Origin of the sequence: Peribacillus frigoritolerans (assembly GCF_004358755.1) — a bacterium.
Taxonomy (GTDB): Bacteria; Bacillota; Bacilli; order Bacillales; family Bacillaceae; genus Bacillus_P.
The window spans coordinates 741566-764311 of sequence record NZ_SMZY01000003.1; the positions used below are offsets into that span (position 1 = coordinate 741566).

22 protein-coding genes are annotated in these 22746 nt (G+C 41.8%); 6 read left to right on the forward strand and 16 right to left on the reverse strand.

Going from position 1 to position 22746, the window contains the following annotated elements:
• Nucleotides 1–6: 6 nt before the first annotated feature.
• Nucleotides 7–669 (reverse strand): type 1 glutamine amidotransferase domain-containing protein, encoded by a 663-nt coding sequence (locus E2R53_RS17095; protein ID WP_133312901.1) that lies wholly within the window; start codon nt 667–669, stop codon nt 7–9.
• A gap of 59 nt (nt 670–728) precedes the next feature.
• Nucleotides 729–1478 carry an oxygen-insensitive NADPH nitroreductase gene (nfsA, locus tag E2R53_RS17100; protein WP_133312902.1) on the reverse strand — a complete coding sequence of 250 codons (750 nt, stop codon included), beginning with the start codon at nt 1476–1478 and terminating at the stop codon, nt 729–731.
• 229 nt (nt 1479–1707) lie between these two features.
• On the opposite strand from nfsA, the gene E2R53_RS17105 reads away from it, so the two are divergent.
• Both E2R53_RS17105 and E2R53_RS17110 read left to right on the forward strand, forming a co-directional pair.
• Nucleotides 1708–3024: a YjiH family protein gene (locus E2R53_RS17105; RefSeq protein WP_133313107.1), complete on the forward strand. Its 1317-nt coding sequence runs from the start codon at nt 1708–1710 to the stop codon at nt 3022–3024.
• A 531-nt stretch (nt 3025–3555) separates the two neighbouring features.
• A complete protein-coding gene (locus E2R53_RS17110) occupies nt 3556–3840 on the forward strand; it encodes a spore morphogenesis/germination protein YwcE (protein WP_133312903.1) in 285 nt (94 codons plus the stop codon).
• Nucleotides 3841–3890: 50 nt separating this feature from the next.
• On the opposite strand, the gene qoxD is transcribed toward E2R53_RS17110, so the two are convergent.
• The 6 genes from qoxD to E2R53_RS17140 all read right to left on the reverse strand — a co-directional run bounded on the left by qoxD (nt 3891) and on the right by E2R53_RS17140 (nt 11443).
• Nucleotides 3891–4202 carry a cytochrome aa3 quinol oxidase subunit IV gene (gene qoxD / locus E2R53_RS17115; RefSeq protein ID WP_070878827.1) on the reverse strand — a complete coding sequence of 104 codons (312 nt, stop codon included), beginning with the start codon at nt 4200–4202 and terminating at the stop codon, nt 3891–3893.
• Nucleotides 4192–4833, reverse strand: coding sequence for a cytochrome aa3 quinol oxidase subunit III (qoxC, locus tag E2R53_RS17120; protein ID WP_133312904.1), 642 nt, complete (start codon nt 4831–4833; stop codon nt 4192–4194). The genes qoxD and qoxC overlap by 11 nt, the downstream gene beginning before the upstream one ends.
• Before the next feature lie 14 nt (nt 4834–4847).
• Nucleotides 4848–6794: a cytochrome aa3 quinol oxidase subunit I gene (gene qoxB / locus E2R53_RS17125; RefSeq protein WP_133312905.1), complete on the reverse strand. Its 1947-nt coding sequence runs from the start codon at nt 6792–6794 to the stop codon at nt 4848–4850.
• A 20-nt stretch (nt 6795–6814) separates the two neighbouring features.
• The gene (gene qoxA, locus E2R53_RS17130) at nt 6815–7873 is read right to left on the reverse strand and encodes a cytochrome aa3 quinol oxidase subunit II (protein WP_286166261.1); all 1059 of its coding nucleotides are present in this window, start codon (nt 7871–7873) and stop codon (nt 6815–6817) included.
• A gap of 437 nt (nt 7874–8310) precedes the next feature.
• Nucleotides 8311–10488, reverse strand: coding sequence for a DNA topoisomerase III (locus tag E2R53_RS17135; RefSeq protein WP_133312907.1), 2178 nt, complete (start codon nt 10486–10488; stop codon nt 8311–8313).
• Between the two features lie 73 nt (nt 10489–10561).
• Nucleotides 10562–11443: an aminoglycoside phosphotransferase family protein gene (locus E2R53_RS17140; protein WP_133312908.1), complete on the reverse strand. Its 882-nt coding sequence runs from the start codon at nt 11441–11443 to the stop codon at nt 10562–10564.
• A 97-nt stretch (nt 11444–11540) separates the two neighbouring features.
• On the opposite strand from E2R53_RS17140, the gene E2R53_RS17145 reads away from it, so the two are divergent.
• Nucleotides 11541–11900, forward strand: a complete 360-nt coding sequence (locus E2R53_RS17145) for a DUF1801 domain-containing protein (protein WP_133312909.1) — start codon at nt 11541–11543, stop codon at nt 11898–11900.
• 154 nt (nt 11901–12054) lie between these two features.
• On the forward strand, nt 12055–13605 hold the full coding sequence (locus E2R53_RS17150) for an ABC-F family ATP-binding cassette domain-containing protein (RefSeq protein ID WP_133312910.1): 1551 nt from the start codon (nt 12055–12057) through the stop codon (nt 13603–13605).
• A 610-nt stretch (nt 13606–14215) separates the two neighbouring features.
• Here E2R53_RS17150 and E2R53_RS17155 read toward each other — a convergent pair.
• The 5 genes from E2R53_RS17155 to E2R53_RS17175 all read right to left on the reverse strand — a co-directional run bounded on the left by E2R53_RS17155 (nt 14216) and on the right by E2R53_RS17175 (nt 19321).
• Nucleotides 14216–14998 carry a polymer-forming cytoskeletal protein gene (locus E2R53_RS17155; RefSeq protein WP_133312911.1) on the reverse strand — a complete coding sequence of 261 codons (783 nt, stop codon included), beginning with the start codon at nt 14996–14998 and terminating at the stop codon, nt 14216–14218.
• A gap of 15 nt (nt 14999–15013) precedes the next feature.
• Nucleotides 15014–15631, reverse strand: a complete 618-nt coding sequence (locus E2R53_RS17160) for a DUF4004 family protein (protein WP_133312912.1) — start codon at nt 15629–15631, stop codon at nt 15014–15016.
• A 139-nt stretch (nt 15632–15770) separates the two neighbouring features.
• Complete coding sequence (locus E2R53_RS17165; protein ID WP_165971021.1) at nt 15771–16676, reverse strand: phosphotransferase; 906 nt, start codon at nt 16674–16676, stop codon at nt 15771–15773.
• Between the two features lie 5 nt (nt 16677–16681).
• Nucleotides 16682–17911, reverse strand: coding sequence for a DEAD/DEAH box helicase (locus E2R53_RS17170; protein ID WP_353653483.1), 1230 nt, complete (start codon nt 17909–17911; stop codon nt 16682–16684).
• 99 nt (nt 17912–18010) lie between these two features.
• On the reverse strand, nt 18011–19321 hold the full coding sequence (locus E2R53_RS17175) for a cytochrome P450 (RefSeq protein WP_165971022.1): 1311 nt from the start codon (nt 19319–19321) through the stop codon (nt 18011–18013).
• Nucleotides 19322–19474: 153 nt separating this feature from the next.
• Here E2R53_RS17175 and E2R53_RS23355 point away from each other — a divergent pair, with 153 nt between their 5' ends.
• Nucleotides 19475–19645, forward strand: a complete 171-nt coding sequence (locus E2R53_RS23355; protein WP_165971023.1) for a hypothetical protein — start codon at nt 19475–19477, stop codon at nt 19643–19645.
• Nucleotides 19646–19843 carry a YwbE family protein gene (locus E2R53_RS17180; protein ID WP_133312915.1) on the forward strand — a complete coding sequence of 66 codons (198 nt, stop codon included), beginning with the start codon at nt 19646–19648 and terminating at the stop codon, nt 19841–19843.
• Here E2R53_RS17180 and E2R53_RS17185 read toward each other — a convergent pair.
• The 3 genes from E2R53_RS17185 to E2R53_RS17195 form a co-directional block, all read right to left on the reverse strand.
• Nucleotides 19840–20496: a GNAT family N-acetyltransferase gene (locus E2R53_RS17185; protein ID WP_133312916.1), complete on the reverse strand. Its 657-nt coding sequence runs from the start codon at nt 20494–20496 to the stop codon at nt 19840–19842. The genes E2R53_RS17180 and E2R53_RS17185 overlap by 4 nt on opposite strands.
• Nucleotides 20497–20687: 191 nt before the next feature.
• Nucleotides 20688–21257 (reverse strand): hypothetical protein, encoded by a 570-nt coding sequence (locus E2R53_RS17190; protein ID WP_133312917.1) that lies wholly within the window; start codon nt 21255–21257, stop codon nt 20688–20690.
• A gap of 12 nt (nt 21258–21269) precedes the next feature.
• Entirely contained in the window at nt 21270–22451 is a 1182-nt protein-coding gene (locus E2R53_RS17195; RefSeq protein WP_133312918.1) for a ParM/StbA family protein, read from the reverse strand.
• Nucleotides 22452–22746 lie beyond the last annotated feature (295 nt).

A 22746-nucleotide genomic window follows, 5' to 3' on the forward strand; every position in this document is an offset into this window, starting at 1 on the left:
AGCAGTTTATTTTGATAAAACTTTGACAAATTCTTTTGCCGCATTTTCACTCGATTGCGGATTTTGTCCAGTAACCAGCTTTCCATCGACTTCAACATGCTCAGTAAATTTTGGAGTTGTCACAAATTCTGCACCAAGCTCTGTAAGCTCTGTTTCTAAAAGAAATGGCATATATTGAGCAAGCTTAGTGTCCACTTCTTCTTCATTCGTAAATCCTGTTAATCGTCTGCCTTCAACTAACGGTTTTCCATTAGAAAGGACAGGACCAACAAAGCCAGCAGGACCATGGCAGACAGCACCAATTACTTTATCAGATTCTGCGAAATGCACGAGCAGCTCCTGCAATTTATTATTAGACGGGAAATCAAACATGGTTCCATGACCGCCAGGAAGGAAGATTCCTGCATACTCATCTCCTTGAATGTCATCCAGTACTTCAGTATCTTTCAGCCTGCTGATGGCCTCAGGCCATTTATCCTGTTCTCCTCCCTCTAAGCTGCTGGGATCAAGAGGAACGTCTCCGCCTTTAGGACTTGCAACGGTTACTTCATACCCATTGGCTGTAAATTCCGCATACGGTTCAGCAAATTCTGACAGCCAAAGGCCAGTTTTATATTCTTCTGTAATTTTGTCTGCAGTTGTCACGACGACTAATATTTTTTCTGCCATTTTTACCGCTCCTTCATGAGTAAAATCAAATTTATTCACACGGAGTAAGTTTTCCCGGCTTATCTTTTATTAAACCCTTTCGATTCAACAAACTCTTTCATATACATTCTCGTCGGCTTAGAAAGCATGGCAGCCATCTGACTTGTCCAAGTATCCGTTCTCTTTCCTTCAGTCCTTTCACGGTAGTAAGCAGAGATAACACGATTATAGTCTTCTATTTGCCGGATATATGTTTCGCTGTCTGTTTCATAAGCTTCTTCATGATAAATATGTTCAGGCTGAATTCTTGGCTTTTTATCGGGATTTTGAGCAGGATAGCCTACAGCAAGTCCAAATAGAGGCACAACTCTGTCTGGTGTTTTAAGCAGTTCAGAGACGTCGTTTAAGCTGTTTCTCAGTCCGCCGATATAAACCGCTCCAAGTCCCATCGATTCAGCCGCAATGACCGCATTTTGTGCTGCAAGCGAAGCATCTATTGCCGCTACCATGAATTTCTCTGTGCTCTCAAGCGTATCATCTAAATTTACGCCTTCCATCTCTGCCAATACTTCGTGGCGATGCAAATCCGCGCAAAATACAAAGAAATGTCCGTTCTTAGCGACATATGACTGATTGCCTGCAAGCTCCGCCAATCTCTGTTTAGTTGCAGGATTTTTCACACCAATGATGGAATACGCCTGAATGAAACTTGAAGTGGAAGCCGCCTGTGCGCACTCAACAATGGTTTTGATTTGTTCATCACTCAGCGGTACTTCTTCAAACTTCCGAATCGAGCGGTGAGATAAGATCGTGTCAATGACATTGTTCATAATTTAGGTCTCCTTTTTTATATGTTTTACCTATCTTACCTAAGATTTGATCATTTTGCAGATAATAAGATTAAGGAACTTTTGTGCCGGGTATTGTATACGAGAAAATACAGGAAATTTGCATAAAAGCATTGGCATTTTCGTCAAATTGCATTAAAATAACACACGTTACATAAATATGTACTAGATGTAAGGAGCACACACATTGACTTCACAGACTAAAAACACAATGAAATTCATCATCCCTTCCATGCTTGGGATTCTATTATTTATGGTTCCAATTAAATACCATGGAGATGTCACGATTCCGATTGCGATTTTCTCAGGAATCCTTCAGGATGCACTTGGGACCTATTTGCCCGGCATCATGACAGCGATTATTATCCTAACTTTAATTGGCACCTTTCTTGCGAAAGCAGCAAAACCAGATTTTGTAAGGAGAAGCCCTTTCTTTACAGCTTTATTGGATGTCCCGGTCATCTGGGTTATCGCCCGATTGATCGGAGCTGTATTTGCAGTTCTGACATTATTTAAAATTGGACCCGAATGGATCTGGTCTGAAAATACCGGCGGACTTCTTCTAAATGATTTGCTTCCGATTTTATTTTCAGTCTTCTTTTTTGCAGGATTACTCTTGCCTCTTTTACTGAACTTTGGTTTGCTTGAGCTTTTTGGATCGCTGCTTGCCAAGTTTATGAGACCAGTATTTAAATTGCCTGGCAGATCTTCTGTTGATTGCGTCGCATCATGGCTTGGTGACGGCACGATTGGCGTATTGCTTACAAGTAAACAGTATGAAGAAGGCTTCTATACAAAACGTGAAGCTGCCATTATTGGTACAAGTTTCTCTGTCGTATCGATTACCTTCAGTTTAGTGGTCATTTCTCAAGTAGAGCTTGGACATATGTTTGTCCCATTCTATTTAACTGTTACGTTTGCAGGAATTATTGCAGCTTTAGTGCTGCCCAGAATTCCTCCACTTTCCACTAAACCTGATACTTACTATCACGGTCAGGATGAAAAGATTACTGAAGCTGTTCCTGAAGGATATACTCCATTTAGCTGGGGATATAAGCAGGCACTTATTCAGGCAGATAAAAATAAGAGTGTTATTTCTTTCTTTCAAGACGGAACAAAAAATGTGCTTGATATGTGGATGGGGGTTGCCCCTATTGTCATGGCACTTGGAACACTTGCTTTAATGGTAGCAGAGTTCACTCCGGTATTTGATTGGCTTGGAATGCCGTTCATTCCCCTTCTTGAACTGATGCAAATACCAGAAGCAAAAGAAGCATCCAAAACACTTGTTGTTGGTTTTGCTGATATGTTCCTTCCTACAGTATTAGCAAGTGAAATCACGAGTGAAATGACCAGATTTATAATCGCTTGTGTCTCTGTTACCCAGCTTATTTATATGTCTGAAGTCGGAGGGCTGCTGCTCGGTTCAAAAATCCCGGTTTCATTCAAGGATTTAGTGATCATTTTCCTTCTTCGTACAATCATTACGCTTCCTGTTATTGTTGGGATTGCACACTTGCTGTTTTAACATTGTCAAAAAAACGCATGAACCGAAAAAGGTTCATGCGTTTTTCAGTTCCAACCCGTATTTACCTCCATCTAAATCTGCATCATCATTTTAGTTCGTATTCAATTAGCTGCTGCCTCCACATAAGGATTACTGTTAATTATATTTACCAAATTGCCATCAATAATAAGTGATGGCTGTTTTCCATAGATTGTTGTTTTCTATTATAAATGTGTCCGTACCTTTCCGCTCCACTTAACGTTTTATATTTAGTGTAAAAGCAACAATATTTAAGAAAAAAGTCTAAATTTCAAATCCCGATACGAACATAAATCACGGATGAACAAGCATAGAATATGGTATTGCGGAAAAAGCCGCTGTAGTTTTCTGTATTTTCAAAATTTATTTAGAAGAAATAGTTAGAAGTACTGGAATTTTAAACCTGATATGATATACTAATTGTAACAAAACGTTCACAAAGTGTTTCTGAGTTTGTCACAATTAAAATAATGTAAGCGTTGACACGAAGTATATAAAAGGGAGTTGTTAAAAATGGATGTATTTTTCGTATATTTACTTATTGTAAGTGCCACGCCTCTGTTCTTGTGGGATCAGCGCAAGAATCTGGCACTCCTTCACATACCGTTTATCTTATTGCTGTGGGTCTACTTCGGCATGTATGCAACAATGGATCTGAGTATGGCCATGCATGTGCTTGGAGGATCTCTCTTCTTCATTAATCTAATATTTGCACACGTTGCAGCCTACCTGATTTATGCAAAGCCGATATTAAAGCGTAAAGCTGAACCTAAAAGCAACCTTGATATTATTAAATAAGCAAAAAAACGCCCTTGGCCGGAAAAGGCCAGGGCGTTTTTTATTGGATTCTAATGGTCATTCATAACCCATACAGAGCCAAGAACTGTTACAACCGCAACAAAGATCGCGAATGCTGTATTGACTACTTGAACGTTTCCGCTCTCTGATTCCGTCATATGCATGAACATGAATAGCTGAATGCCAGCCTGAAGGAATGCAAGAGTGAAAACAACAGCGATTTTTACAGATAATGCAAAATCAGTATATAATCCAAGCCATAAAGCTACTAGTGTCAGGACAATCGATGAGATGAAGCCAATTACGTGACTCCAGGGAAAATGATTGTGACTCTCTGCTGTTTTTTGCTGATTAGTGGCCATGCGGACTTAATCCTCCCATCATAAGAAGCAAGTACACTCCTGTAAAGATGAAGATCCAGACAACGTCTAGGAAATGCCAGTAAAGACTAGAGATAAACAGCTTCGCAGATGTCTGCGGTGTTAAACCGCGTTTCTTTACTTGCATTAAGATAAAGCTAATCCAGAATATCCCGATGCTGACGTGAAGTCCATGGGTTCCCGCCAAAACGAAGAATCCAGACCACATTGCACTAGACTGCAATGTAGCACCATGGTGAACATATTCTACAAACTCATAGACTTCATAGCCAACAAACCCTAAACCTAATGCCAATGTGATGATGGTCCACAACATAACGCCTTTTTGATTATGGCGGCGCAATTCGTGAATAGCAAGACCACATGTGAAACTGCTTGTTAACAGCAGGAACGTCATAATCAGTACGCCTTCGATCTTGAAAAGATCAGTTGGCAGCGGTCCGTCTGCTGTCATCGGTGCTAATACAAAGTAGGTGGCAAAGAGCGTTGCAAACAGCGCAATTTCAGCACCTAAGAAGATCCAGAAGCCAAGAATATTCAAGCGGCCAATTTCCGATTGATATTCAAGAGGCACATTTGGATCATGTTCTTCATGATGATGTGCATGTTCCATTATTCACGCCTCCTTTACACAGATATTTTTTGTTCTGTTTCTTTTATTTCGTCAACACTTACATAGTAACCATGATCTTCTTCAAACGAACGAAGGATCATGCAGGCAAAAATTCCAATTAAGCCGACAATAGCCGGAATCCACCAGTGGAAAACAAGAGCGAAACCGCTGATGCCGAAGAATACAGACATGATAAATGGTCTGCCTGAATAGTTAGGCATGTGAATCGGTTTGTATACCACTTCTTTTTTCTTGCCCGTTTCTTTTTCTTCCATTTTCATTTGCCAGAATGCATCAAGACCCTTAACCTCAGGTGTAACCGCAAAGTTATAGTGAGGCGGAATCATAGTTGTTGTAGCCCATTCAAGCGTACGTCCATCCCACGCATCTCCTGTTTGCTCACGTGGTGAGTAACGGAAGCTGTAGTAGATGTTATAAACAAGAACAACGAATCCTAAAGCCATTCCAGCTGCACCTATAGATGCAACAACATTCAGTCCAGTCCAGCCGTCTGCTGCACCGTATGTTGAAATACGGCGAGGCATACCCGCTAAGCCCAGGAAGTACATTGGGAAGAAACAGATATTGAAACCAATTGTGAACAGCCAGAAACTGACTTTCCCAATTTTTTCGTTTAATTTGTGGCCGAACATTTTCGGATACCAGAAAATCAGACCTGCGAAACAAGCAAACACGGTTCCTGCAATCAATACGTAGTGGAAATGAGCGATCAGGAAGTACGTATTATGATACTGATAATCTGCTGCAGCCATCGCAAGCATAACTCCTGTTACCCCGCCGATAACGAAGTTTGGAATAAACGCAAGTGACCAAAGCATCGGTACAGTAAATCTGATTCTTCCTTTATAAAGCGTAAAGAGCCAGTTAAATATTTTAACACCTGTCGGTATGGCAATCGCCATTGTCGTAATCGAGAAGAAGGAGTTAACAAGCGCTCCTGAACCCATTGTAAAGAAGTGATGGACCCAAACGACAAAGCTCAAGCCAGAGATAGCTACGATAGAAATAACCATCGCTTTATAGCCAAACAAGGTTTTTCTTGCAAACGTTGAAATAATTTCTGAGAAAATACCGAATGCCGGCAAGATTACAATGTAAACCTCAGGATGTCCCCAAATCCAGAACAAGTTTGCCCACAGCATTGGCATACCGCCATTTTCAAGAGTGAAAAAGGCTGTGCCAAACAACCGGTCAAAGGACATCAGCGCAAGAGCAACCGTTAATACAGGGAAAGCGAACACGATAATCAAACAAGTGATTAAAGATGTCCAAGTAAACATCGGCATGCGCATAAGCGTCATACCCGGTGCACGCATCTTTAAGATCGTGACCATGAAGTTAATACCTGTTAACAGCGTACCAATTCCGGCAACCTGAAGGCCGAGAAGGTAGTAGTTCTGTCCAGGTCCAGGACTTGCCTCATTACCTGCGAGAGGCGTGTAGCTCGTCCAGCCAGCATCAGGTGATCCGCCGATAACGAAAGAAATGTTAAACAGCATCGCACCAACAAAGAATGTCCAGAAACTTAGTGAGTTCAGATATGGGTATGCCACGTCGCGTGCTCCAATTTGGAGAGGAACAACAACGTTCATTAATCCGATAAGGAACGGCATCGCCATAAAGATAATCATGATTGTTCCGTGTGTCGTAAAGATTTCATTATAATGCTGTGAGTTTAGAAACTCTGAATCCGGCAGTGTTAGCTGAACACGCATAAGCAGCGCGTCTACCCCTCCGCGGAACAGCATCAGAATGGCAGCAATGATGTACATGATTCCAAGCTTCTTATGGTCGACAGTTGTGATCCATTCTGTCCAGAGCCATTTCCACTTTTTAAAATAAGTGAGTACAAAAACAACGGCAATCGACGTTAATAAAATAGAGATTTGCGCTCCTAGAATCAACGGGTCGCCGGTTACAATAAATTCATCCCATTTCATAGTTGGTGTTTCCTCCCTTCTCAGTGAGAATCGTGTGCTGAATGATCTTCAGTCTGTTCTTCTGATTCGTCTTCTGAATGATCTGTTTCATGTTCGGAGTGGTCTTCTCCATGTTCTGAATGACCTTCTGATTTTTTAGAATGATCGATGTTCATTTCTTGATTCGGATCTAATTTCTCTAAATGATCTACTTCATCATGCTTGTGCAATTCATAGCCGGATTGCTCGCGGACTCTAACTGCATATTCTGAATCTTTTGAGTGGTCGACCCAGCCAAGATGAGTGTTAGAGAAAGTCATTTTCCCAGTTGTACCAGGAAGCATTAATTGATCATACTGATCCTGTGTTAATTCAGGAGCAGAGTCTTTCGTTTCCTCTATCCAGTCTTCGAACTTATCTTCAGGCATAGCTTCAACATTGAATGTATGTCTTTCAAAGCCTTTACCTGTAAAGTTTGCATTGCGTCCCGCATATGTTCCAGGCTCATCTGCCTGCAGGTATAGCTTAGTCTGCATTCCTGACATCGCATATTTCTGTCCGCCTAATTGAGGGATCCAAAATGCTGTCATCGTATCAGCTGATGATAGTTTAAATTCAACTGCACGATCTTCAGGTATGTTTAAGTAGTTAACTGTTTCAATCCCCTCTTCTTCATAAGAGAAAATCCATTTCCAGTCAACAGATGTTGCATGTATGACTAAAGGTGCCTTGTCTTTTGATGACTCAGGCGGTTCTTCCAGTGCATAGATTGTTTGCACTGTAGGAATGGAAAGTGCAATAACGATAAGGATTGGAATAACCGTCCATACGATTTCAAGGAATTTGCTTCCTTCCATTTCAGGCGGCTCATATTCCATATTGTCTTTGCGTTCGCGATACTTCACAACAATGAGAGTAAAGAGTACAAAAACAACAGCAAGAATGAATAGCATAAAACCTATCGACAAGAGAATAAGGTCACTTTGTGCAGCTGCAACTGGGCCTTTCGGATCTAGGATGACGAGTTCACTGCATCCGCCGAGTAAAAAAACAGAGAGTAATAGACCTAACGCTAAAAATGGTTTAAACAGCTTGAACACCAGGTTCACCTTCCTTCCTAATTAATAACTGATTCACTATAATCTGGATGCCAAAAAAGCATACCTTTAAATTATTTCAAAAAAACGATGTTTTCGTTTTCTTTTCCTCTATATGCTAGCAGAGCTAGCTTCCTGATGTGATGCCATTTCTGAAATGTCACGAGAATTTCATCAGTCGTTCAAACAAATGTCACATTTTTATCATACTTTAGTCATATTTATGTCATTCCTTTCTTTTATTGGAATTGAAAGTGCTTTTATGCAAATTTTTCTTTTTAAGGATAAGTTATACAATGGTTTGTCAAACCTTTCTTTACCCTGTATTCCCAGTAATAAAACGAACATGAGTCTTCCAAACTGTCATTGTAGATGTCTGCCGATGTAAATTTCTGTGAATGTAAAAAAGGTTCCCAGGTTTTAAACCAGGGAACCTTTTTTTAGTCAAATTTCAATTTAGACAAAGCATCCGCTAAAGCCGGATTAGAGAGCTCATCATTTTGCTTTTTCATATAATTTGCCACTTCTTTTTTGGATACTTTGCTGTTTTGAGATTTTTTCTTTCTTTCTGTAAACGCAGAAAGCTTTTCCCTGTGACCGCATCCGCAGACAAAGATCTGCCCATCGCCCTCGCCTCTGAGTTCAAGCTTTTTATGACAGACGGGACATCTTGCATTTGTTGCCCTGGACACTCCTTTGCGATACCCGCATTCTCTGTCCTGGCATACAAACATCTTGCCTTTTTTGCCGTTTACTTCAAGCAGAAGTTTTCCGCACTCCGGGCATTTACGTCCTGTGATGTTATCATGTTTGAATTTTTTATCACTGTTTTTTACTTCTTGGACGACAGCCTTCGCATAGCCTTTCATCTCCTGAATGAAAGCCTGCTTTGAAAGCTTTCCTTTTGCAATCAGCGTCAGTTTCTGCTCCCATTCCGCTGTAAGTGCAGGTGATTTTAAATCCTGCGGTACAAGATCCAGCAGCTGCTTTCCTTTTGATGTAACGAACAGCTCTTTGCCTTTCTTTTCAACTAGGAAGCTGTTAAATAATTTCTCGATAATATCCGCACGGGTTGCTACAGTTCCAAGCCCGCCCGTTTCACCAATGACCTTCTTTAAATCAGCATTTCCGGACATATATTTAGCCGGATTTTCCATAGCTGACAGAAGAGTTGCTTCGTTAAAGCGGGCAGGCGGTTTTGTTTCTCCTTTTGTCTGGACAAGGGTCTGAACTTTCAGAACGTCTCCTTTATTCAGCGCAGGCAGCTTTTGCTCAGCGAGGCCTTCCTTTTCTTCATCCGCCTCAAACTCGTAAACTTCCTTAAAGCCTTGGGAAAGAACCACTTTTCCTTTAGCAAGGAACGTTTCCTGTCCAATTTTGCATGTAAGAGTCGTTTGTTCATACTCGAAAGGAGGAGATAAAACAGCCAGGAAGCGTTTCACAACCAGATCATATATTTTTCTTTCCTTATCACTGAAGGCAGACGCAATCACTGTTTCCTCAGTCGGGATGATTGCATGATGATCAGATACTTTGCTGTCATCTACAAAAGACGGATTCCCCTTGATCGGCTTTTGAAGAATTTTCATCGCTGCTTTTGCATATGGCTTTACACCGCAGGCTTTTACTCTCTCACTGAGCGTTTCCACAATGTCTGAGCTGAGGTAACGAGAGTCTGTTCTAGGATATGTCAGAACTTTATGCTGTTCATACAGCTTTTGCATAATAGAAAGGGTCTCTTTTGCGGAATAGCCAAATCGTTTATTGGCATCGCGCTGAAGCTCTGTTAAATCGTATAGACCTGGTGAAAATGTCTTTTTGTATGCTTTGTCTGCAGAAACAATGACTGCATCCTTATCAGCAAGTCCTATAGCCAATGAGTCAATTTTTTCTTTATCAAATGTCTTGATATCCTTCGTTTTTGCATCCTGCCAAACTAAATGCAGGCCTGCGCTTGTATTTGCTTTTAATCCGTAATACGCCTTCGGCTGAAATGCCTTAATTTCATTTTCACGCTCGGCAATGATGGCAAGCGTAGGTGTTTGAACCCTCCCTGATGAGAGCTGCGCATTGTGTTTCGTCGTTAAAGCCCGGGTGGCATTCATGCCGACAATCCAGTCAGCCTCTGCCCTAGCTGCTGCAGAATGAAATAAATGTTCATATTCCCGGCCGTTTTTCAGTTTTTTGAATCCATCTTTAATAGCTTTATCCGTAACGGATGAAATCCAAAGACGTTTGATCGGTTTATGGACATGAGCCTTTTCAATAATCCACCTTGCAACAAGCTCGCCTTCCCGTCCTGCGTCTGTAGCAATGACGATTTCCGTCACATCTTTCCGGTTTAATAAAGCTTTTACTGCCTGAAATTGTTTGCTTGTTTTTTTAATCACGACAAGTTTCAGTTCCTGCGGAAGCATCGGCAGGTCTTCCATTTTCCAAGTTTTATAAGAATCACTGTAAGCCTCAGGATCTGCATGTGTCACAAGATGCCCAAGCGCCCAGGTAACAATGTGCGTACTGCCTTCAAAATATCCATTGCCTTTTTTTCCGCATTGTAAAACTCTTGCGAGATCCCTCCCCACAGAGGGTTTTTCTGCAAGAACGACAATTTTTCCCATAGTCACATTCCTCACTTTCATTCGATATTATATGGTATCACAAAATGCTGCCAAAAGAGTTGAACCACTTCGGTTAAATCTGGTCAAACTCAGAGTGATCTTCAGCAATCAAGCTCAGACGCTTCAGCATGCTTTTCATTAAATGCGGAGTCTCTCTGTGCGTCCAGACGACTGCCGAGAAAATGCTCATGGCTGCATATAGAGCATAAAGCCTCCAGAATTCAGCCGGAACTTCATCTTTAAAATAGCCGTTTATCTGGCCAACTGAAAAGGGAATGCTCACTTCTCTGCTGAAAAGAGCTACTTTATAGAAATCATGATAAGGATCCCCATAGTCATAGCGATTAAAATCGATGCAGCCTGCGTACTCCCCATTTCGGACGATGAGATTGGCTGGATGGAAATCATCATGCTGAAGAACCCGGGGCCGATCCTTCATGAAGACTAGGTTTTGATGGATGAACCTGCTTGTTTTCCTGCCATATTCTAAATGAATTCCGCTTTCTCTGTATGCTTTCAAATAGCGTTCATGCTTTGCAGAGGCCGCGTCATACCAGGAAATAGGCGATGATGGCGCTTTAATTGTATGCAGTTTTGAGAGGTCGAGGCCGGCCTCATAGCCAATTTGATATTGTTTTTGTATGGAAAGCTTGGGAAGCTCCTCTAAAGCTTCTTCTCCATCAATGTATTCAACAAGCATGTAGCAGCTATTTAAGGGCTCTATTTTCCCGAATTCAACGGGTATGGAGGATTTGATTTTTCGCTTCTCAATCTCTTTTAAAATCCCAAATTCTTTTAATTTCGCTTCGTACTTTTCCAGTTCAGCCGTACGGAGGACATATTTTTTTCCGCTTTTACAGACAGCTAAGAACTTTAAGTCGCTTGAGAAACCTTTATCTATTATTTCTATATGAGTAAATCTGTCAAAATACTTGATTAAATCTGTATCTCTCATAATCTTTGCCCCTCCGCCTTAAACCAAGTTTTCCCTTTTATGTTACCATAATTAGTGGTGATTCGTGATTTTGACAAGCAGAAAGTGAGGTACCTTGATGCATTCCGAAGTACAGCTTTATTTCCGCAAAGCAAAAGAAGAACATCTGGAGGATATGCACATGCTCCGGACAAAGATTCTCTCGGCCCTTCCAGGTGCAAAAGAAGGATTTGAACATGGTTTTCCCGTTTATTACCTGGACGGTGAGCTGCAGGTCGGCTATGCCGGCAGACAAAAAGGGCTCATGTTTTATGTAATGGACCCGAATATTGTAGCAGCCTACCATGAAGACCTGGCAACCCGAATTACAGGGAAAACCTGTATTATTATAAAAGAAACTTCGCAAACCTCAAAGCAAACCATTTTAAGATGCATCGATCATATGCTTGTAGATTTAATGAAAAAGCATGTCTTGTAGCAGCGGAACCGCTGCTTTTTTTGTTGGTCAGCGAGCATGATGCAGAAAAGGCCTGTGCCATAATGTTCCGGGTTTCCGGTATAGCTTAAAGCAAAAGGTTTTAGTATGATGGAAGAATGAATATTTTAGTATGCAGCGGAGGGTTAAGAAGAATATGAGTTTACTTACAATTGAAAAGTTAAGTCACAGTTTTGGAGACCGCACCTTATTTAAAGACGTCTCCTTCAGACTTTTGCCTGGAGAGCATGTCGGTCTTGTCGGCGCAAACGGTGTCGGAAAATCGACGATGATGAACATTATGACGAAAGAGCTGATTCATGATTCAGGCAAAGTGGAATGGACGCCAGGCGTTCATTATGGATACCTGGACCAGCATACCGTGTTATCAAAAGGAAAAACCATTAGAGACGTGTTAAGAGACGCGTTCTTGCCACTATATAAAAAAGAGGAAGAACTGAACGAAGTCATTGGACTGATGGGCAGTGCAAGTCCGGAAGAACTGGAAGAGCTGCTAGAGAAAATGGGCGAAATTCAGGACCACCTTGATGCCGGCGGATTCTATTCCCTTGATATTAAGGTAGAGGAAGCAGCACGCGGCCTTGGCCTTGATGCAATCGGACTCGACCGTGACGTTTCTGCACTGAGCGGAGGACAGCGTACTAAAGTTCTTTTAGCAAAGCTTCTGCTTGAACAGCCTGAAGTTCTTCTTCTAGATGAGCCTACCAACTATTTAGATGTTGAGCATATTCAGTGGCTGAGCCATTATTTAAAAGAATATTCGAACGCATTTTTGCTGATTTCCCATGACACTGAATTTATGAATGGCGTCGTTGATGTTATTTTCCATTTGGAATTCTCTAAGCTGACTCGCTATACAGCTACTTACGAAAAATTCCTTGAGCTTGCGGAGATCAATAAAAACCAGCACCTTCATGCTTATGAAAAGCAAAAGGATTTCATTAAAAAGCAAGAAGATTTCATCGCAAAAAACAAAGCGCGCTATTCGACTACCGGACGCGCGAAAAGCCGTCAAAAACAGCTTGACCGCATGGACCGGATTGACCGGCCTGAAACGGCGATGAAGCCGACGTTTGAATTTAAAGAATCACGCGGCAGCAGCCGATTTGTGTTTGAAGGAAAAGATGTTGAAATCGGGTACACGCACCCCCTTCTTCCAAAGCTCACCATGACGATTGAGCGCGGAGAGAAAATTGCGATTGTCGGCTGCAACGGAGTAGGGAAATCCACCCTTCTCAAAACAATCTTAGGGAAAATTAAGCCACTCGGCGGCACGATTCAGCTTGGCGATTTCCTTTTCCCTTCATACTTCGAACAGGAAGTAAAAGCGGAAAACATCACGCCGATCGATGACGTCTGGAATGCATTCCCCGGTCTTGATCAGCATCAGGTCCGTGCGATGCTAGCGCGAGTTGGCCTGAAAAATGAACATATATCCCGCCCATTAAATCAGCTGAGCGGCGGAGAGCAAGCAAAAGTCCGCTTATGCAAATTGCTTCAGTATGAAAGCAACTGGCTCCTTTTCGATGAGCCGACCAATCACTTGGACGTAACAGCGAAAGAAGAATTAAAACGTGCATTGAAGGCATATAAAGGCACAGTCATTCTCGTATGCCATGAACCTGACTTCTATGAGGACTGGATTACAAAGGTCTGGAACGTAGAGGAATGGGCAGAACAAGTATAAAAGGTTTATAAAAAGCATCCGGTATGTACTTTACCGGATGCTTTTTATTTTTTTGCTGCTGGTTTGTTTAAGCAGGGATTTCGCACTACTTCTCACGCTCTCTCCTGAAATTGCGGAATCATTCAACAGCTTTGTTTCCACTTTCCAAGCGCTTTCCTGAAATCGTGGAATCATCCATTAGCTTTGTTTCCACTTTCCAAGCGCTTTCCTGAAATTGTGGAATCATTCACTAGCTTTGTTTCCACTTTCCAAGCGCTTTCCTGTAATTGTGGAATCATTCACTAGCTTTGTTTCCACTTTCCAAACGCTTTCCTGAAATTGTGGAATCATTACTAGCTTTGATCATTTCTTAAGTCTGTTTTCGCATATATTGTTGTTTTTCATGCTAAATGTTGTCCGTTTCTTTCCGTTCCAGGAACTTGCTTTCCGCGGGGAGCATGGGAGCTTCCTCGGCGCCTGCCTGTGGAATCTCCCAATTTGCTCTATTTCCCGCAGGAGTCAAGTTTATCCCCTGCCATCCACTAAGGGTTTTTAACATTTAGTTTAATAGCAACAATATTTACGAAAATAGCCTTTCTTAGTGACGTTTTACCGGACAAACTCTGATAAGCTACACCTTTACGGACTCATGCACGGAAGCTTTCGGATGAACGTCAAGACTTCCAGTATATTCAACTGTTCCAATTTCACAGTTTTCCCCAATGTAAATGTCGGTCCCTCTTACTAATTTCGCCTTCGTGTGCTGAAGACGAATCGTATCGCCCTCAATCACTTCAGTATGAAGATACGGATCAGAATTCAAAAACCTGAACAGGCGCCGGAAGAGGTGAAACGACTTCTCGATACTCACGGTGATCGTTTCGCCGCCGATTTCTTTCACTTTTGAGTAATGATCCAAGCAAATCTCAATATTATCGGCACTAAGCAGACCGCCTACGTGAATGACTCCGCTTGAACGAAACGTCTCAGCCCCGCAATCACGAGCTGCTGTCAACATTCCGCTTACGTCGATCCGCTCAGCGTGAAGATTCCCGGATATCTTGGCAGAACCGTTCACCTTTAATTCTCCTGCTTTTACGTCTTTCAGCATTTTGGCGGACCCATTTACAGTAAGTTCATCTGCCGAAACCTCATCCTCAAGCTTTATACTGCCATTGATATTGAGCAGTTTTGTCTCTATTTTCCCCTTTAATGTGGAAGAACCGGAAATTTTGATTGTCTCTGCAAAAACCGCGCCTTCTACTTTGCCAGATCCGCCAATTTTCATGCTCTCGCATTCAATGTCCCCCGCAATTTTACCGCTTCCGCTAATAGAGACTGTCTTGAAATGCCCTCCCCCTGCAGATCCCGATCCATTTATTTTCAAATCATGCAGCTTTGTCATCTGTTCCATCCTCTCATCCCCCTATTAATGAACTGCCGATAGCCGATGCTTTAATTGGTTTACTTTGTCTTCAAGGTTTACTCTTACAAGTATTTCGGAGCTTGAATATACATGCGCAGGCGGGCTAATGATTGCCCAAATAACCACATTCTGTTTTTGAAACGCCAGCAGCTCGCTTATTTGATGCTCTTTTGCCTTATAGCTTTTCTTCATGAAATCAATCATTTCGCAGCAGCTCTCATCATCGATCTTCCCTTTAAGCTCCTCAGCGAGCGACAAAAAAAGGATGGAATGAAAATCATAGTGCTCATCTGAAGAGCTGTTCCCATATGCTTTCAACGTTTCAAGCGTCAGGATTGAACGGGCTGCAAGCACTGCTCCCGATAAGGCAACATCTGCAGGCCGCGGGGAAAAAAAGGCAGATAGATCATCAAGGGAGTATGCATCCTTCATCCCTTTGATCGCTTCAATACGCTCTAAGATTTTCTCTTTTGGGAAAAAGGTTTCCTGTCCGGTAAAGCTTGATTTTTTAATAAACCACTCCTCCGGAATGATGTTTTTCCGTTTCCACCTGTAAAGCTGCCCGTATGATATTCCTGTTGCATCCAGCAGTTCTTTTTTAGAAATAACCTCTTGTTCCACTTAAACCCTCCTTCCAAAAGAACAAAACATTGTTACGTTATAAATTAAATGTAACATAACATTGTTTTATTGTAAATAATCAAGTTGGAATTTTTTCCAATGACAAAAAAGACCGAGCCCATTTAAAGGTGCTCAGTCATCAAATCAGCGCAAGCTCTAATGCTTCCTCCGCGCTCTTCACTAAAACTTCATCCTTTTGATCGATTCCGTAGATAAGGAGAATGGCAAGGGTATAAACAGCTTTAAACCTTGCTAATGCTGCTGTTGTTTCATTTATTCGTCCATATTCTTCAAAAAAAAGCAGTCTTGCTTCGGGTGGAAGAAGGCTGTAAACAGCTGACAAATCGACTGCAGGATCCCCAATATGAGTGTCTCCCCAGTCAATAACCCCTGACAGAGATCCGTTTTCAGTTACCAGGATATTCCGAATGTGCAAGTCTCCATGAACGAGGCATTTTGCAGATGCCCAATCGACAGGTTCGAGCTGATTTGCATAGCTTTGCAGCTGTATTACATGGAGGCTTTCCGGACGAAGCCTGCAAAGCTTCTCTGCTGTTTCGCGAAGAATCGGAATTCGTTTGTTCATATCCAGCCTTCCGAGGGTATCATTTTTGACTCCTGCCAAGAGCGCTTGATCGACAGGAAATGCATGAAGAGTTCTTAAAAACCTCGCTAATGGAACGGCCATGTCAGTGCGCTGCTTCTCTGTCAGATGAGCAGGTGTTTGCCCCTGAAGATAAGAATAGCCAAGGTACGGCCATTGATAGTCTAATCCAGGGGAACCGCTGAAAATAGGCACCGGTATCGCTATTCCCATGTCAGGCAGTATCGGCAGCAAACGCTCTTCTGTTTGCAGTAAATCCACCGCAATCTGCCTTCTCGGAAATCTGAATACAAAAAGCCCATTCACTTCAAATACCGTATTGTCAAACCCTGTTCCTAGAAGCTTGGCACGAACAGGGTGAAGCTTTGGAAAATCGTTTGTGATCAGCTGTTCAGCCAGGGACTCTGTTACCGTTATTTCCGGAGACCAAGGATTTCCCACAGCATTTACCTTGGCCTTCTGCTTGCGTTTCCGCGATTGGATTGTCCTCTTTTTGCTTTTTCAGGGCGGTAAACCTGATCTTTGTTTTTAGGCTGAGATGTGTATTCGGAAGAGGGAATGTCGATTTTTTGTCTCGGAAGCTTTAACGCAATTCCCTTTTCAATTGTATGGAGGTCGTCCATATCCTTTGGCGCAGCAAATGTCACAGCCACTCCTTCATCACCTGCTCGTCCCGTTCTTCCAATCCGGTGGATATACGTTTCAGCATCGAGAGGCATATCATAGTTATAGACATGGGTTACTCCTTCTACATCAAGCCCCCGTGCCGCAACATCAGTTGCAATCAAATATTGAATTTTGGCTTCACGGAAGAGCTTCATCACCTTTTCTCTTTTTGCCTGTGAAAGATCACCGTGGAGCTCTTCAGCTTCATACTTCCGCGCCTTCATCGCATCAAACAGTCTGCCTGCTCTTATTTTCGTGCGGCAGAAAATAATAGCAAGGAAAGGACGCTGTTCGTCCAAAAAGCGGAATAGAGCTGCCTGCTTTGCCCTGTCGTTTGTTTCAACGACGAGCTGTGTTATTTTTTCGACGGTAATCTGCTTTTCCTGCACTGTAATATCTTTAGGATTTGTCATATATTGCTTGGACAAGTCTCTTACTTTATTCGTAATGGTTGCAGAAAACAGCAGTGTCTGCCGGGAATCGAAGGTTTGGGCAATGATTTCTTCAATATCCTTCTGGAAGCCTGCCTGCAGCATTTGATCTGCTTCATCAAGCACAAGCGTGGATACTTCTGAGAGATTGATCGTCTCCCTGCGTATGTGATCCAGAATTCGTCCAGGTGTCCCAACCGCAATGTGAATGCCGCGACCAAGTTTTTTTATCTGGCGCTCTACATCCTGCCCGCCGTAAATGGCGAGAACTCCTGTTTCATTCAGCCTGTCTGTAATCTTTTTTATTTCAGCTGTGATTTGAATGGCCAGCTCCCTCGTCGGAGTGACAATCAGTGCCTGAACAGCTTTTTGCTCCGTGTCGAGCTTTTCAAGGATCGGCAAAACAAATGCAAGCGTCTTTCCTGTTCCTGTCTGGGCCTTTGCAATGATATCGGCACCTTCAAGTACAGCAGGGATCGCTTTCTCCTGAATTTGAGTAGGGCTTGAAATACCCTGGTGTTTAAGGGCTTTAGTTAATCTATCGGAAATTCCTAATGCTGAAAAAGTCATTCGTTTCATGTATCCTCTCTATTATCCGTCATTGCTTAGATTCTTATTGTACACTGTATTTCATGAAAAAACCCGGACAAGTAAACCTCTATTTCCCAGAAAATAAGTTTATCTCTTTAATACAGTCATAGACAGCCCATTTTTAATTCGCAGAGAGACAAGCGGTTCGGGCTTAAGATCGTGTTTTTCACCTGCAAGCTCCAATCGATAATGCTTAAGGACTGCAGCAGAGATCATTACAGCTTCCATCATGGCAAATTGGCTTCCTATACATCCGCGCGAACCTCCTCCGAACGGAAAATAACCGTACATGGGGATTTCATCTTTCTTTTCAATTGAAAATCGGTCAGGGTTAAATTCTTCCGCATCTGCAAAATAAGCTGGATTTCGGTGCATAACATAAGGACTGATCAGAAAAATCGAACCTTTCTTAAAAGGCTCATTTAAGATTTCAGCATCTGCCTTTGCTTCCCTGAGCATAATCCATGCGGAAGGATACAATCTGAGTGTTTCCTGTATCACCTGATTGGAAAAAGGGAGATTTTTTAAATCCTCGAATTTTAAGCCATTTTCAAACAGGGCAAGCTCTCTCAGCATTGTTTCCTCAATATCTGGATGCCTGGCAAGAAGAGCAAAGACCCACGTTAATAAATTTGCGGTCGTTTCGTGTCCTGCTATTAACATTGTGACGATTTGATCCCTTATTTCTTTCTTTGATAATCCCTGGCCGTTCTCGTATTTTGTTTCGAGAAGCAAAGACAGCAGATGATCCTCTGAAGAATGGACCGGGGCTTCTTCCATTAGATAATCAGCCAGTTCATCCAGTGTTTGAACACCCCTTTTATATTTTCTGTTCTGGGAAGTAGGTAGAAAATCTGGCGGAGGAAAGGGTGTCAGCAGGGAGCTTGCTGTTTTTTCAATGATATCGTTAACTGCTTTCGTAATATGACCCGTATATTGGGAAAGTTCAACTCCAAACATGGTTTTGACAATAATCCGAAGCGTCAAATTCATCATATCTTCATGAATTGGCCTCGTTTCACCGTTTTTCCATGAACCAATCATGTCTTCTGTCATTGAATTGACAATTTCTGCATATCCAGCGATTTTTCGCTTGTGAAAGGCTGGCTGCATCATTTTCCTCTGCTGCCTGTGCTCCTCTCCATCGCTTGTTAAAACTCCGTTTCCAAGTGTTTTCCCAAGCGTCCGTGCGGAAGAACCTTTTTCAAAATACTCATCTTTTATAGTCAAAATCTGCTTAACAGCTTCTCTGGAATGAATAATGTAGGATGTGTTCCTGGAATGAGGATTTATGGCAACAATGTCACCAAGTGTATGAGTATTTAAAAGAAATCGGAGAGGGTCTTTTCGAAAAGCTAAATAATTGCTCAGCTGGCTTCCGCCTAAAGATACAGTCATATCCATGCTCCTCTATCAGATTAGTTACCACTATTATACAGCACCTCCGCCTGATTAAGCAGTTTCAAACATGCCAAAAGAGAGAGTTCTATTTTTATTTAATGAATGATAGTATAATGACTGTACATCTTATTTTTAAAGGAGGTTTGTCCTATGTCAGAAAAGAAAATGACACTTGAAGAGGCGATTAAACAAAAGCTTGCCAGCAAAAAGCAGGCACAAGCGAACGGCAATGGCAGTTTGAAAGGTTCCAATCAGACGAAAAACATGAAGAGCCAGGTTTCCAAGAAAACAAATAATCAGCGCAGAAGAATGGGTGTTTAAATGAATGGTCAAAACCGCGAAAACATTAAGCCTGGTACACCTGTTCATATTGTTCTGAAGCAAGATCAGCGCTCTGGAAAGCTTACAGGCGGTGTAGTAAAAGACATCCTGACAAAATCAGCTTTTCACCCTCACGGAATAAAAGTGCGACTTCAGGATGGACAAGTCGGCCGAGTAAAATCAATTGATTCACCTTAAGGTTTTTCAGCATACGTGATTTGCTGATAAGGATCATATACGAGGATATAAACGGTCAGCTGCCCTTTTATCACCTCAATGCTCTGTGATAGCTGGAAGCCGAAGTGTTCGTAAATCCGGACATTTTCGATTGTTTCCGTCTCCAAAACGCAGAATGTCCTCCTGATATCAGCCTCTTTCAGCGCCGCTCTAATCATTTGACTCATAAACTGCCGGCCTCTATATTTCTTATCAACTGCGACCATGTCTAGTACTAGATGTGGTTTTTGTGATTCATAAAAAGCCATTCTCTTTGAAATAATGGACAGCTTTCTCGCTTTTTTAAAAAAAGATACCAGCGGCACGTCTTTTATTAACAGCAAGCTTCTGAACATCGTCTTAAAAATGGCCTTGTAAAGAGCTGGCGTAAAGGCCTGACTTCCTGTTCTCCTTACAGCAAAGATTCCTTCTACCCGATCTGAAGTCACATATACCTCACTGATTGCATCCACAATTTCAACCGTTCCCCGGTATACGTTCTGCAAAATTCTCCGGCGTTTTCTCTCATCAGGGAAAAGGTAAAGAAATAGGGGATTATCAAAGAAAGAGTCTGCAAGCATGCTTGATGCCTTCTGGCGGTGCTTTTTTTGAAGTCTTGTTAACGCTTCGTACATGGGCGATCCCTCCTTTTTCCATGGTATGCAGAAATACGCCGTTTTAGATATCACCCTTATCTTTAAACATAGCAAAAAAGCTAACGTCGGCCGTTAGCTTTTTCAATAGATTTTGGAAAGGATCAAATAATGTGCGCTGATGTGTTGCTTCACGCCCAACTCCACTGCCTGCGCTAAGCGGGCGCTTCGGCTCACTTATTCATCTTAGAAAGAAATCCGCCGATCAAATCATCTGCTGTTTCTTCTTTTTCTTCTTCTGCTGATGAAGCTGACTCCTGCAAAGCTTTTTCCCAATCAAAATCATCCAGCCCTGCATTTTCATCAAAATCTTCTTCAGGTTCAGGTTCCTCCACTGCCGTACGGCGATTAGACGGAAAGGGAGTTTCCTGCAAATAAAGGGCCTCGTCAATATCAAGTGACCTGCTGTTAAATGAGGCAAGAAGGGAAGCTGCCCTTATTGGATCAGCAAGAATCTGATGCACGATGCTTCCAAGCAGCGCTTCAGAGTGCTCATGTTTTAGCCAGTCTCTTTGAGCTTTACTTAGTTTTTGCGGAAGCGGAATTGTGATGCTTTCCTTCTCTTTAACAAAAGAATCACTGACACCTTGTGAGACAAATTCAGCAATTTTGCTTGAGAAGTTCCTTTTTTCCGTTTCTTTCAGCTTTTGCAGCTGTTTTATTATGTGCTCAGGAGTATCGGAGGGGATGCGAAACGTGATCGCCTGCCCCCTCTGAATGCCTGATGAAGCGCCTTTGTTCATAAAACCACCCTATTATTTGGTAGTAGCTGCTTTTTTATCTTCGTTGCTTTTATCTTTGTTTGTTTTGCGGTAAAAGTCAAAAACAAGCTTATAATAAGCATTTGCCATCATCCAGATGCTTTCATTCTCATCTTCAAAGAAGTCAATGTTGTAGCCGTCAAGATTATTATTAAGCGTTTTAAGGTAATCTTTCAGCACAACTGCTCCTCCGCCGACAAAATAGCAGATCTCAGTTTGTGAATTTTTTTGCCAAACATTGCGCAGATGACGATATTGTTTTTTCGCAAGGTCTAAAAGAATGCGGTCCGTAATATCATGAACGCTTGTGCGGCTTCCTCTTACATAGATGTGATTGCGGTCTGTTTTTTTAGTGATGATTTCTACTACATCACGGCGGCTGTCAAGCTCAACACCGTGCTTAGAACGGATCTCTTCGCGGATTGCTTCTAGTGATTCAACTACGCCAAGGTTAAAGCCCTGTGCTTTATCGTCGTCTACGTTGCGGTTTTTAATGACTGCGATATCAGTAGAAAGGCCTCCGATATCCTGGATGATGATTCGCTTATCAATCAAATCTTTGTTGATGATGTTTAAATCCTTGTCCATCACTAAGTTGATATAAGCTGCAAATCCTTCTGGATACACTTTCACTTCATCAAATTTAATATTTACTTTTAAACCTTGATATTTAGGAGTAATTAAAAATTCTACCTGATGAACATTTCCCAATAGCTTAGAACGGTAACCGACATCTTTGCCTTCTTTTGCTTCTCTTAATGGAAGTCCAGTGCCAAGTGTATATGTTGCATCAATGACTTTATTATTTCTGCGGAACACTTTTTCATTTTCAGGTTTTACTGCGTCAAGGGCAATTGAAGCAAACAGCATAATCAGCGTTTGATCTTCTTCAGATTTGCTGCTGCCAGGATCAAGTTCAGAAGCATTGTCGCTTTTTGTTGCCAGTGATCCAACACGGTAAATGGCATTGTTTTCTTTTAAAGCAGGGGAGTGAACTTTAATATGGATGCCATCGAGAGGATCTTTGCTGTCTAATTCCTCAATTCCAATGACCGGACGATCTTCAATGTCTCTTGCAATGACATTCGGTATGTATAGTTGAGAGTCATATTTTCCGAAAATTGCTTTTACTGCATCGTTTCCTACATCGATTGCTGCGATTCTAGAATTACTCATGAACACCATTCCTTTCACTTCATGAATTAGTATAAAAATCCATTCTATTAAAGAGTATTAGAGATTGATAGTTTCGTCAATAGAACCAAGATGATTACATTTCTGTATACATGTATACAAATTCGTTTACATTGAAAACAAATTTGTATACAACATAAACAATTCGTATACATCCTTATATAACGGGATGCGTACACATTTGTATACATGTAAACAAATATCGCATACATCACATTACATTTTGTTTACAAGTATACAAAATCGGTATACTTGTAAACATCTCATTTAATAAGTT

What these genes read in the sequence shown, in the direction of transcription:
- qoxC (WP_133312904.1), bottom strand. Translation starts at nt 4,833, where the DNA reads ATGGAACATGCACATCATCATGAAGAACATGATCCAAATGTGCCTCTT.
- E2R53_RS17095 (WP_133312901.1), bottom strand. Translation starts at nt 669, where the DNA reads ATGGCAGAAAAAATATTAGTCGTCGTGACAACTGCAGACAAAATTACA.
- qoxB (WP_133312905.1), bottom strand. Translation starts at nt 6,794, where the DNA reads ATGAAATGGGATGAATTTATTGTAACCGGCGACCCGTTGATTCTAGGA.
- E2R53_RS17170 (WP_353653483.1), bottom strand. Translation starts at nt 17,911, where the DNA reads ATGAAACGAATGACTTTTTCAGCATTAGGAATTTCCGATAGATTAACT.
- E2R53_RS17155 (WP_133312911.1), bottom strand. Translation starts at nt 14,998, where the DNA reads ATGGAACAGATGACAAAGCTGCATGATTTGAAAATAAATGGATCGGGA.
- E2R53_RS17195 (WP_133312918.1), bottom strand. Translation starts at nt 22,451, where the DNA reads ATGAGTAATTCTAGAATCGCAGCAATCGATGTAGGAAACGATGCAGTA.
- qoxD (WP_070878827.1), bottom strand. Translation starts at nt 4,202, where the DNA reads ATGGCCACTAATCAGCAAAAAACAGCAGAGAGTCACAATCATTTTCCC.
- E2R53_RS23355 (WP_165971023.1), top strand. Translation starts at nt 19,475, where the DNA reads ATGTCAGAAAAGAAAATGACACTTGAAGAGGCGATTAAACAAAAGCTT.
- E2R53_RS17185 (WP_133312916.1), bottom strand. Translation starts at nt 20,496, where the DNA reads ATGTACGAAGCGTTAACAAGACTTCAAAAAAAGCACCGCCAGAAGGCA.
- E2R53_RS17150 (WP_133312910.1), top strand. Translation starts at nt 12,055, where the DNA reads ATGAGTTTACTTACAATTGAAAAGTTAAGTCACAGTTTTGGAGACCGC.
- E2R53_RS17110 (WP_133312903.1), top strand. Translation starts at nt 3,556, where the DNA reads ATGGATGTATTTTTCGTATATTTACTTATTGTAAGTGCCACGCCTCTG.
- E2R53_RS17190 (WP_133312917.1), bottom strand. Translation starts at nt 21,257, where the DNA reads ATGAACAAAGGCGCTTCATCAGGCATTCAGAGGGGGCAGGCGATCACG.
- E2R53_RS17135 (WP_133312907.1), bottom strand. Translation starts at nt 10,488, where the DNA reads ATGGGAAAAATTGTCGTTCTTGCAGAAAAACCCTCTGTGGGGAGGGAT.
- E2R53_RS17145 (WP_133312909.1), top strand. Translation starts at nt 11,541, where the DNA reads ATGCATTCCGAAGTACAGCTTTATTTCCGCAAAGCAAAAGAAGAACAT.
- E2R53_RS17140 (WP_133312908.1), bottom strand. Translation starts at nt 11,443, where the DNA reads ATGAGAGATACAGATTTAATCAAGTATTTTGACAGATTTACTCATATA.
- nfsA (WP_133312902.1), bottom strand. Translation starts at nt 1,478, where the DNA reads ATGAACAATGTCATTGACACGATCTTATCTCACCGCTCGATTCGGAAG.
- E2R53_RS17105 (WP_133313107.1), top strand. Translation starts at nt 1,708, where the DNA reads ATGAAATTCATCATCCCTTCCATGCTTGGGATTCTATTATTTATGGTT.
- E2R53_RS17175 (WP_165971022.1), bottom strand. Translation starts at nt 19,321, where the DNA reads ATGACTGTATCTTTAGGCGGAAGCCAGCTGAGCAATTATTTAGCTTTT.
- E2R53_RS17180 (WP_133312915.1), top strand. Translation starts at nt 19,646, where the DNA reads ATGAATGGTCAAAACCGCGAAAACATTAAGCCTGGTACACCTGTTCAT.